This window comes from Phocaeicola sp., from assembly GCF_048170425.1.
Taxonomy (GTDB): domain Bacteria; phylum Bacteroidota; class Bacteroidia; order Bacteroidales; family Bacteroidaceae; genus Phocaeicola.
The window spans coordinates 1-10541 of the sequence record NZ_DBEXBB010000149.1 but is presented as its reverse complement, the minus strand read 5'-3'; the positions used below and the strand labels follow the sequence as shown (position 1 = coordinate 10541).

At 52.2% G+C, this 10541-nt stretch carries 9 protein-coding genes; 4 read left to right on the top strand and 5 right to left on the bottom strand.

Annotation, left to right across the window (positions count from 1 at the left end; translation table 11 throughout):
• Positions 1 to 120: 120 nt before the first annotated feature.
• The gene (gene ppdK / locus ACMJ0U_RS05730; protein ID WP_417128767.1) at positions 121 to 2841 is read right to left on the bottom strand and encodes a pyruvate, phosphate dikinase; all 2721 of its coding nucleotides are present in this window, start codon (positions 2839 to 2841) and stop codon (positions 121 to 123) included.
• Positions 2842 to 3053: 212 nt separating this feature from the next.
• Here ppdK and rlmD point away from each other — a divergent pair, with 212 nt between their 5' ends.
• The 4 genes from rlmD (at position 3054) to ACMJ0U_RS05710 (ending at position 6707) form a co-directional block, all read left to right on the top strand.
• Positions 3054 to 4472 (top strand): 23S rRNA (uracil(1939)-C(5))-methyltransferase RlmD, encoded by a 1419-nt coding sequence (gene rlmD, locus ACMJ0U_RS05725; protein WP_417128766.1) that lies wholly within the window; start codon positions 3054 to 3056, stop codon positions 4470 to 4472.
• 41 nt (positions 4473 to 4513) lie between these two features.
• Positions 4514 to 5440 carry an RluA family pseudouridine synthase gene (locus ACMJ0U_RS05720; RefSeq protein ID WP_417128764.1) on the top strand — a complete coding sequence of 309 codons (927 nt, stop codon included), beginning with the start codon at positions 4514 to 4516 and terminating at the stop codon, positions 5438 to 5440.
• Between the two features lie 9 nt (positions 5441 to 5449).
• Positions 5450 to 6076, top strand: coding sequence for an HAD family hydrolase (locus tag ACMJ0U_RS05715; RefSeq protein WP_417128762.1), 627 nt, complete (start codon positions 5450 to 5452; stop codon positions 6074 to 6076).
• Between the two features lie 205 nt (positions 6077 to 6281).
• Positions 6282 to 6707 (top strand): hypothetical protein, encoded by a 426-nt coding sequence (locus tag ACMJ0U_RS05710; protein ID WP_417128760.1) that lies wholly within the window; start codon positions 6282 to 6284, stop codon positions 6705 to 6707.
• A 201-nt stretch (positions 6708 to 6908) separates the two neighbouring features.
• Here the strand turns inward: ACMJ0U_RS05710 and ACMJ0U_RS05705 are convergent, their stop codons facing one another.
• From ACMJ0U_RS05705 to atpF, 4 genes are all read right to left on the bottom strand, one after another.
• Entirely contained in the window at positions 6909 to 7796 is an 888-nt protein-coding gene (locus tag ACMJ0U_RS05705) for a F0F1 ATP synthase subunit gamma (protein WP_417128758.1), read from the bottom strand.
• A gap of 5 nt (positions 7797 to 7801) precedes the next feature.
• Positions 7802 to 9391 carry a F0F1 ATP synthase subunit alpha gene (gene atpA, locus ACMJ0U_RS05700; protein WP_417128756.1) on the bottom strand — a complete coding sequence of 530 codons (1590 nt, stop codon included), beginning with the start codon at positions 9389 to 9391 and terminating at the stop codon, positions 7802 to 7804.
• Positions 9392 to 9475: 84 nt separating this feature from the next.
• On the bottom strand, positions 9476 to 10030 hold the full coding sequence (locus ACMJ0U_RS05695) for a F0F1 ATP synthase subunit delta (RefSeq protein WP_417128754.1): 555 nt from the start codon (positions 10028 to 10030) through the stop codon (positions 9476 to 9478).
• 6 nt (positions 10031 to 10036) lie between these two features.
• Positions 10037 to 10540, bottom strand: coding sequence for a F0F1 ATP synthase subunit B (gene atpF / locus ACMJ0U_RS05690; RefSeq protein WP_417128752.1), 504 nt, complete (start codon positions 10538 to 10540; stop codon positions 10037 to 10039).
• Position 10541: the final 1 nt, after the last annotated feature.

Genomic DNA, 10541 nt, shown 5'->3' with positions numbered 1-10541 from the left:
TGCGTTTATTACGCTCATTTTCCGTGCGGAATGAACGTACCTTTTAAAAATACAATAGGCGGTAAGCCTTTGTAAATGAAAAGCATACCGCCTATTTTATTGAGTATCAGCTATATCGTGCTATTCCTCGATTGCAGCCTGCGCCGCAGCCAGACGAGCGATAGGCACGCGGAACGGTGAGCAGCTCACGTAATCCAGACCTACCTTGTGGCAGAACTTCACGGACATCGGTTCACCACCGTGTTCACCGCAGATACCGCATTTCAGTTCCGGACGTACGGAACGGCCTTTGGCTACCGCCATTTCGATAAGCTGGCCCACACCGTTCTGGTCGAGTACCTGGAACGGGTCTACCTTCAGAATCTTCTTTTCCAGGTAAACCGGCAAGAAGGAAGCGATGTCGTCGCGAGAGTAACCGAAGGTCATCTGAGTCAGGTCGTTTGTACCGAATGAGAAGTATTCAGCATGTGAAGCGATGCGGTCGGCAGTCAAGGCGGCACGCGGCACCTCAATCATGGTACCCACCTTGAACGGGATTTCCACGCCTTCTTCCTTGAACAAACGAGCAGCCGTTTCGCGGATTACCTTTTCCTGTGCTTCGAATTCATACAGGATACCAATCAGCGGCACCATGATTTCAGGATGCGGGTCGTAGCCTTCCTTCTTCAGTTCGCAGGCAGCACCCAGGATGGCGCGGGTCTGCATTTCGGTGATTTCCGGATACGTATTACCCAGACGGCAACCACGGTGACCCAGCATCGGATTATGTTCGCAGAGATTTTCCACACGCTGACGGATGTATTCTACGGTCACGCCCATGGCTTCTGCCATTTCTTCCTGTCCCTTCAAATCGTGCGGTACGAATTCGTGCAACGGCGGGTCGAGCAGACGTACGTTGACAGGCAGTCCGTCCATGGTCTTGAAGATTTCCTTGAAGTCGGCTTTCTGGTAAGGCAACAGTTTGTCGAGGGCTTTCTTGCGGCCTTCCACGTCCTTGGCCAGAATCATTTCGCGCATGGCCACAATCTTTTCGTCATCGAAGAACATGTGTTCCGTACGGCACAGACCGATACCTACGGCACCGAAGCCACGAGCATCCTGTGCGTTGCGCGGAGTGTCGGCATTGGTACGTACTTTCAGACGGGCATATTTGTCGCAGAGTTCCATCAGTTCCGCAAAGTTACCCGACAATTTGGCTGGCTGAGTCGGAATTTCTCCCGCATATACATATCCGTTGGTTCCGTTGATGGAAATATAATCACCTTCCTTCAGCACCACACCGTCGATTTCCACCGTACGAGCTTTGTAGTCTACGTTGATGGCTCCGGCACCGGATACGCAGCACTTACCCATTCCGCGAGCTACTACGGCAGCGTGTGAAGTCATGCCTCCACGGGCGGTCAGGATACCTTCGGCAGCCTGCATACCTGCCAGGTCTTCCGGAGAAGTCTCGATACGTACCAGCACCACACGATGCCCGCCGTCATGCCATTCAGCCGCATCTTCCGCAAAGAAGACGATACGTCCGCAGGCAGCACCCGGAGAAGCCGGCAAACCACGTGTCAGCACGCGTGCACGACCGAGTGCTTCCTTGTCGAATACCGGATGCAGCAGTTCGTCGAGCTTGTTGGGTTCGCAGCGCATCAAGGCAGTCTTTTCATCAATCATGCCCTGATGAAGCATTTCCATGGCGATGCGCACCATAGCGGCACCTGTACGCTTACCGTTACGGGTCTGAAGGAACCACAGCTTGCCTTCCTGCACGGTAAATTCCATGTCCTGCATGTCGTGATAGTGATTTTCCAGTTTGGTCTGGAGTGCGTCGAGTTCCTGATAGATTTCCGGCATGGCTTCTTCCATGGAAGGATATTTGGCCACACGTTCTTCTTCCGAAATGCCTTGCAGTTCGGCCCAGCGCTGAGAGCCGATTTTGGTAATCTGCTGCGGCGTACGGATACCAGCTACCACGTCTTCACCCTGCGCATTAATCAGGTATTCCCCGTTGAACAGGTCTTCACCGGTAGCGGCGTCGCGTGAGAAGCATACACCCGTAGCCGAAGTCTCACCCATGTTACCGAATACCATGGCCTGTACGTTCACAGCTGTTCCCCACTCTGCCGGAATACCTTCCATCTTGCGGTAAAGAATGGCACGTTCGTTCATCCATGAATCGAATACGGCACAGATGGCACCCCACAACTGTTCGTAAGCGCATGACGGAAATTCCTGTCCGGTCTGTTTCTTCACGGCTTCCTTGAAGCGGGCTACCAGTGTCTTCAGGTCGTTCACGTCGAGTTCGTTGTCCAGACGCACTCCCTTGGCCTTCTTCACGTCTTCAATGATGGCTTCAAACGGGTCGATGTCTTCCTTGTTCACAGGTTTCATGCCCAGTACCACGTCGCCATACATCTGTACGAAACGGCGGTAAGAATCCCATGCAAAACGCGGGTTGTTGGTCTTGCGGGCCATACCTTCCACTACCTCATCGTTCAGACCCAGGTTCAGGATAGTGTCCATCATCCCCGGCATGGACGCTCTGGCACCCGAACGTACGGAAACGAGCAGCGGATTTTCCACATCGCCGAATTTCGACTTCATCAGGGCTTCTACTCCCTTGATGGATTTTTCCACGTCGTCTTTCAGCAAGGCTACCACAGCTTCTTTTCCTTTTTCAAAATATTCGTTGCATACTTCTGTAGTAATAGTGAAACCGGGAGGCACAGGTACACCGATCAAATTCATTTCGGCCAGGTTCGCACCCTTGCCACCCAACAAGTTTCTCATGTCAGCTTTTCCTTCTGCTTGTCCGTTTCCAAAAGTATAGACTCTTTTCTTTTCCATGTTTTCTTATATTTGATAAGGTTCAATAATGTTTTTCGTTGGTCAACCGATGGCAAATCTATACATATTTTATTGAATCCCAAATTTTGCGAAGATATTTTTCGACATATTTTGTAACATAGAGTTTGCAAAATCAACTTCTTCGAAAAACATAGCAGAATGTCAGGAAAAATGTCTAAATTTGCTCCCAAATTGGTTTTATTGAAAAGAACGTGGCAAGAAAGAAAAAAGAACTGCCTTTACTGGAGAAGGTAACGATAACAGACGTAGCCGCAGAGGGAAAAGCCGTGGCTAAAGTGAACGAGTTGGTAATATTTGTCCCGTATGTAGTGCCGGGCGACGTAGTCGACTTACAGGTGAAACGCAAGAAGAACCATTACGCCGAAGCGGTGGCGGTAAAGTTCCATGAGAAATCACCCCTGCGCACGGAACCATTTTGCAGTCACTTCGGAGTGTGCGGAGGATGCAAATGGCAATGTCTTTCTTACGAGGAACAGCTCAAGTACAAGCAGAAACAAGTGTTCGACAACCTCACCCGCATCGGGAAGGTGGAACTGCCGGAATTCCGTCCTATCTTAGGCTCGGAAAAGACCCGCTTTTACCGTAACAAGCTGGAGTTTACATTCTCCAACAAGCGCTGGCTGACAGAAGAGGAGGTGAAGCAGGACGTGAAATACGACCAGATGAATGCCGTGGGATTCCATATTCCGGGGGCGTTCGACAAGGTGCTGGCCATCGACAAGTGCTGGTTGCAGGACGACATTTCCAACCAGATTCGCAATGCTGTACGCGACTATGCCTACGCGCACAACTTCCCGTTCTTCGACTTGCGCACGCAGGAAGGCTTGCTGCGTAACATCATGATTCGTACCTCGTCCACGGGCGAACTGATGGTGGTGCTACAGTGCAAGGTGACCGACGACGAAGGCCGCCGCAAGATGGAAGAAATACTACAATTCATAGCTGACTCGTTCCCACAGATTACTTCGCTGATGTATGTCATCAACAACAAGTGCAACGACACCATCGGCGACCTCGACGTGGAGGTGTTCAAGGGCAACGACCACATCTTCGAGGAGATGGAGGGACTGCGTTTCAAGGTGGGACCGAAATCGTTCTATCAGACGAACTCCGAACAGGCCTATAATTTATATAAGGTGGCACGCGAGTTTGCCGGACTCACGGGCAACGAGCTGGTGTACGACCTCTACACGGGTACGGGTACCATCGCCAACTTCGTGGCACGCCAGGCACGCAAGGTGGTGGGCATCGAATATGTGCCCGAAGCCATCGAGGATGCCAAGGTGAACTCGGCCCTGAACGGCATCGACAACACGCTGTTCTATGCAGGCGATATGAAGGACATCCTTACCAACGACTTCATTGCAGAGCACGGACGTCCGGATGTCATCATCACCGACCCTCCCCGCGCTGGTATGCACAATGACGTAATCGACGTGATTCTGGCTGCCGAGCCGAAACGCATCGTCTACGTGAGCTGCAACCCGGCCACACAGGCACGCGACCTCCAGCTGCTCGACGGCAAGTACAAGGTGACTGCCGTACAGCCTGTCGACATGTTCCCTCACACGCATCACGTGGAAAATGTCGTGCAACTGGAAAGACGCTAACCACTCTCCCCTATCTTCTAACTTTTAACTGACGCAACAAAGTGGCAAGAAATAACTCTGGCAACAACGGCCGACGCCCTATCCCGCGTGCCGCAGCCAAATATACAATCTATCCGGTCAATGAACCGGCGGAACTGATGGAGTTCCTTATGAAGAAGATGGACGGTGTCAGCCGCACGCGCGTAAAAGCCTTGCTGGCTAATCGCGTGGTGCTGGTGGACAACAACATCCAGACGCAGTACAACTTTCCCCTGAAGCCGGGCATGAAGGTGCAGGTGAGCCGTGAAAAGAACAAGCACGAGTTCCGCCACCCCATGCTGAAGATTCTCTACGAGGATGCCTATCTCATCGTGGTGGAAAAGAAGGAAGGGCTGCTGTCCGTGGCTACCGACCACCAGAAGGAACGTACCGCACAACACATTCTGAATGAGTATGTGAAGCGCACGCACCGCAACAACCGCATCTTCGTGGTACACCGCCTGGACCGCGAAACCTCGGGTATCATGATGTATGCCAAGGATGAGAAGACGCAGCACACGCTCCGCGACAACTGGCACGACATCGTGTACGACCGCCGCTACGTGTCCATCGTCATGGGCGACATGGAGAAAGACCAGGGCACCGTACGCTCCTGGCTCACCGACCGCAAGCTGTACGTCAGCTCCTCGCCGGTAGACGACGGAGGCAAGCTCTCCATCACGCACTACCGCACCATCAAGCGGGCCAACGGCTATTCGCTCATGGAGCTGCAACTGGAAACGGGACGCAAGAACCAGATTCGCGTGCACATGCAGTCGCTCGGTCATCCGGTGGTGGGCGATGCACGTTACGGCTGCGAAACCGACCCGCTCGGACGTCTGGCACTCCATGCCTTCAAGCTGTGCTTCTACCACCCGCTTACGGGCGAACGGATGGAATTCGAAACTCCCTATCCTGCTCCGTTCAAGAACCTGATGCTGAGAAAATAAAAACGATATATGATAAAGAACCTGATTTTTGATTTCGGAGGGGTCATCGCCCCTATCAGTCGCGAGAAGGCGGTGGAAGCATTCCGCCAGTTAGGAGTGGCTGATGCCGACCAGCGCCTGGACAAATATCACCAGACGGGGATTTTCCAAGAATTGGAAGAAGGAAAAATTACTACTGAAGAATTTCAGGAAAAACTGGGACAGTTGTGCGACGGACGCACGCCCAGCTGGGAGGAAACACGTCAGGCATGGCTGGGCTACTTCACCGGATTGGACGAACGCCTGCTGGACTGCCTGAAGGAGCTGCGCAAGCGCTACAAGCTCTTCGTGCTGAGCAACACCAATCCTTACGTGATGGACTGGGCCTGCAGCCCGGCATTCTCGTCAAAGGGGAAACCGCTCACCGACTATTTTGACAAGCTGTACCTCTCCTACCAGATTGGAGTGACCAAGCCCAATCGGCAGATTTTCGACTTTCTGATAGCAGATGCCGACATCCTACCGTCAGAATCGCTCTTCATAGACGATGGGGCAAGCAATGTAAAGGCAGCCCGCCAGCTGGGTTTCCAGACCTATTGCCCGCATAACGGCGAAGACTGGCGCGATGCGCTGGCTGTCCTGCTTCAGGAAAACTGACACAATACTCAACTCCTAAAAAACGATATCTTATCCGTTTTTTGAGCCCTGCTTTTTAATTACCCATTTTGAGCAGGGCTTTTTTATACGCCAATCCCTACCCCCGATAGGGAAATTCCCCCGCAGGAATAGGAAAAATCATTCGTTTGTATGATTTTTTCCGGATACCTTTGTCACATAGAGGAAAACAAACACACAAAGAGTTATGAGAACAAGGGTAAGAAAATTCATGTATATGGCGATACTGGTCGCACTGACACTCGCCTTCCCGTCTTGTAACGTGGAAATGGAATTAGGAAACAACTCCCTGGAGTATCGCGAACGCACAGCGTATCTCTGCAGCTACGACTGGCAGGACGACTGGTACGACGACTACGGACTGCATCACTATCAAGTGCTGCGCTTTTATGCCAACGGAACGGGAGAAGACTTTATCCGCATTCAGGATGCTCACGGACGTTGGGAGGAATATACCTACACATTTACGTGGGACTGGTACGACGCTTTCTACACCAGCATCCGGTTGAACTATGGCAGAGGAGACTACTCCTACATGGACAATATCCGCCTGGGAGAAGGACGAATGGAATGTCTGCTCGACGGTACAGCAGTATGTTTCTACAATTATTAAAAAATCAGTACAGAAAAATAGGCAAACAAGGCGAACAAAACACAAAATCAGTTTGTTATACAAATAAAGCACCAAAGAATTTCATGTTTTCTTTTTTAAGATAATTAATTTTTAGTTTATTCGTTCAAAAAAAAACGTATCCTGCCGTGAGACAGCGATACGTTTTTTTATACAATGAACACAAGAGTTCCGCCTGTGGGGTCAGCTCATGCTGCCGCCCACGATGTCCAGCAGCTCGTTGGTAATCGCCTGCTGGCGGCTCTTGTTGTAAATCAAGGTCAGTTCCTGAATCAGATCGTTTGCATTGTCCGTGGCAATCTGCATGGCCATGGTGCGCGCGGCATGTTCCGAAGCCGTGGAGTCAAGCAGCACAGTATACATCTTCATGCGGAGCACCTTGGGCAGCAGTTCCTCCATCACCTGTTCCCGTGAGGGTTCGATAATGTAGTCCGACTGCATGGCTTCCTGCTCCTCTTCTTCCTTTTCGTCATGTTCCACATTCAGTGCCAGCGGCAGATAAGTCTCCCGCGTCAGCACCTGCGTAGAGGTCGACTTGAAGTGGTTGTAGAGCAGCTCCACTTGCTGGATTTCACCGCTGGCAAACCGTGTCATCAGCTCGGCAGCCAGGTCGGCCGCCTCCTTGTAGTTCGGTTTTCCGCTCATGTGCTGGAAGTCTCCTGCACTCACCACGCCCTCCATCTTCTTCACCGCATCGGCCACCTTACGGCCTACCGGATAAATCAGGATGTTCTCACGGCCCACCTTCGGCTCAAATTCTGCCACCATCTCGTTCAGGTGACGGATGACGTTGGCATTGAATCCGCCGCACAGGCTGCTGTTGGAGGCAAACACCACCACGGCCACTTTCTTCACTTCACGTTTCACTGCAAAAGGCGATTCCACGCTCAGGTCCGCGCCCATGAAGTTATTGAGCATGCGGTGCAGCCTGCGTTCGTAGGGAAGCATGTTTTCAATGGCCTCCTGCGCCTTGTGCAGCTTGGAAGACGCCACCATCTTCATTGCCGAAGTAATCTTCAGCGTGCCATGGATTGAGTTGATTCTTCCTTTAACTTCTTTCAGTGATGCCATGGGATTTATGCTTTAAATTGTTCCACTGCGTCTGCGGCCAGTTTTTCAATGAGCGACGTAATTTCTTCGGTAATCTTTCCGGAAGCCAGCACGTCGAGCACATCCTTCTGGTGGTTGGCACGCAGGTAAGTCAGGAACGCATCCTGGAAGGCACGCACCTTCGAAATAGGAATGTCGCGCATCAGTCCGTGCGTACCACAGTACAGAATGGCCACCTGTTCGCCTACCGGCATCGGTGAGTACTGCGGCTGAATCAGCAGCTGGTTGTTCTTTCGTCCGCGGTCAATAGTCATGGCAGTCACAGAATCCATGTCACTGCTGAACTTCGAGAAGGCCTCCAGCTCACGATACTGTGCCTGGTCAATCTTCAGCGTACCGGCCACTTTCTTCATACTCTTTATCTGGGCACTACCACCTACACGCGATACGGAGATACCCACGTTGATAGCCGGACGGAAACCCTGGTTGAACAAGTCGGTTTCCAGGAAAATCTGACCGTCGGTAATGGATATCACGTTGGTCGGGATGTAGGCAGACACGTCGCCGGCCTGTGTTTCGATAATCGGCAGGGCGGTCAGTGAACCTCCGGCTTTTACCTTACCCTTCAGACTGGGCGGCAGGTCGTTCATCTGTTCGGCCACTTCCTGCTGGCTGATAATCTTCGCCGCACGTTCCAGCAGACGAGAGTGCAGGTAGAAGATATCACCCGGATAAGCCTCACGTCCTGACGGACGGCGCAGAATCAGGGATACCTCACGGTAGGCCACGGCCTGTTTTGACAAGTCATCGTACACCACCAGTGCATGACGGCCGGTATCACGGAAGTATTCGCCGATGGCAGCTCCGGCAAACGGAGCGAAATACTGCATGGCAGCCGGGTCGGAAGCCGTGGCAGCTACCACCACGGTATAATCCATCGCTCCCTTCTCACGCAGCGCGTTCACGATACTGGCCACGGTAGAACCTTTCTGGCCGATGGCCACGTAGATACAGTACACCGGGTTTCCTGCCTCGTAGTTGGCACGCTGGTTGATGATGGTATCAATGGCAATGGCCGTCTTACCAGTCTGACGGTCGCCGATAATCAGCTCACGCTGTCCGCGGCCAATAGGAATCATGGCATCGATAGCCTTCAATCCCGTCTGCAGCGGTTCCGTTACCGGCTGACGGAAGATAACCCCCGGTGCCTTACGCTCCAGCGGCATCTCGCACAGTTCTCCGCCAATTTCGCCGCGCCCGTCCAGGGGCACACCTAAGGGGTCGATTACACGTCCCAGCATCGATTCGCCCACATTGATGGAAGCAATGTGCTTGGTACGCTTCACAATCATCCCCTCCTTAATCTGGTCGGTCGGACCCAGAAGCACTGCTCCCACGTTGTCCTCCTCCAGATTCATTACCGTTCCCATGATACCGTTTTCAAACTGCAGCAACTCGTTGGCCTCCGCATTACGCAAACCGTAAATACGGGCCACCCCGTCGCTCACCTGAAGCACGGTACCCACTTCGTCGAATTTCAGCGAGTTGTCAATCCCCTTCAACTGTTGGAGCAACACCTCCGAAACTTCGCTGGGTCTTATTGTATTTTCTGGCATAATTCTTTTTAATTAATAATTAATAATGAACAATTAATAGCGAGTAACGAAGTTGTTCATTCTTCATTTTTCATTATCCATTGTTTACACTATTCTCCTGTTTTTCGCGATAAACTGCTGTTTCACGCGCTTTAACTGGTTAGCCACACTGGAATCCAGGCGGAAGCCATCCAGTTCGATGATATATCCTCCAATCAGTTTTTTGTCTACCTTCTCTTCCAGTTTCACCGCTCCGTTGGTTACCCTGGCAGCCAGACGCTGCAAATGTTCCACCAGTCTGGGCGAGTGTACGGCAGTAGTCAGCTTCCCAAAAAGGATGTGCTTGTCTTCCTGATACAGGTCGATGTACGACCACGTCATGAACTGCAGGAACTTTTCCCTTTTGTCTTCCAGCACCAGGCTGAGAAAACGCGTCATCACCCGGCTCACGTCCTTTCCGCCCGAAGCCTCGCAAAGCAGTTCCAGCTTCTTGCTCCGCTCCAGCACCGGATTTTCAATGGCACGCCGCAGACCGGGCACCTCGGCAAAGTGTGCGGCCAGTGTTTTCACCTCCTTGTACACCTTGTCTTCCAGCCCTTCTCCTTTCGCGTATGCCAGCAGTGCCTTCGCGAAACGTCTTGAAACGACTCCTGTATTCATGACACGTTATTTTTTAGAAGTTTCAATCATTTCATCCAGCAGACGGTCAATCAGCGCAGCCTGTTCCTTCTCATCGGCCAGCTTGCTACGCATAATCTTCTCTGCAATGCCCACTGACAACACGGCTACCTGGCGGCGGATGTCACGGATGGCACTTTCCTTTTCCGTTTCAATCTGCTTCTTCATCTCCTCCATCAGGCGGTTTCCTTCGGCGAAGGCCTTTTCCTGAGCGTTCTTGATGATGCGGTCGCGCGTGGCAGCAGCCTCGGTCAGGATGCGGTGCTGTTCCTCGCGTGCCTGTGCCAGGAGTTTCTCTCCCTCCACCTTCACGTTGGCCAGCTGTTCGTTGGCCTCGCGTGCCGCCTTGAGCGAATTGTCAATGTATGCTTTCCGGTCCTCCACCGTCTTCAGAATCACCGGGAAGCCGTATTTCGCCAAGATGAAGAACACGACTCCGAAGGTGATGACCATCCAGAACAGCAGCCCCGGATCCGGAGTTAATAATCCCATA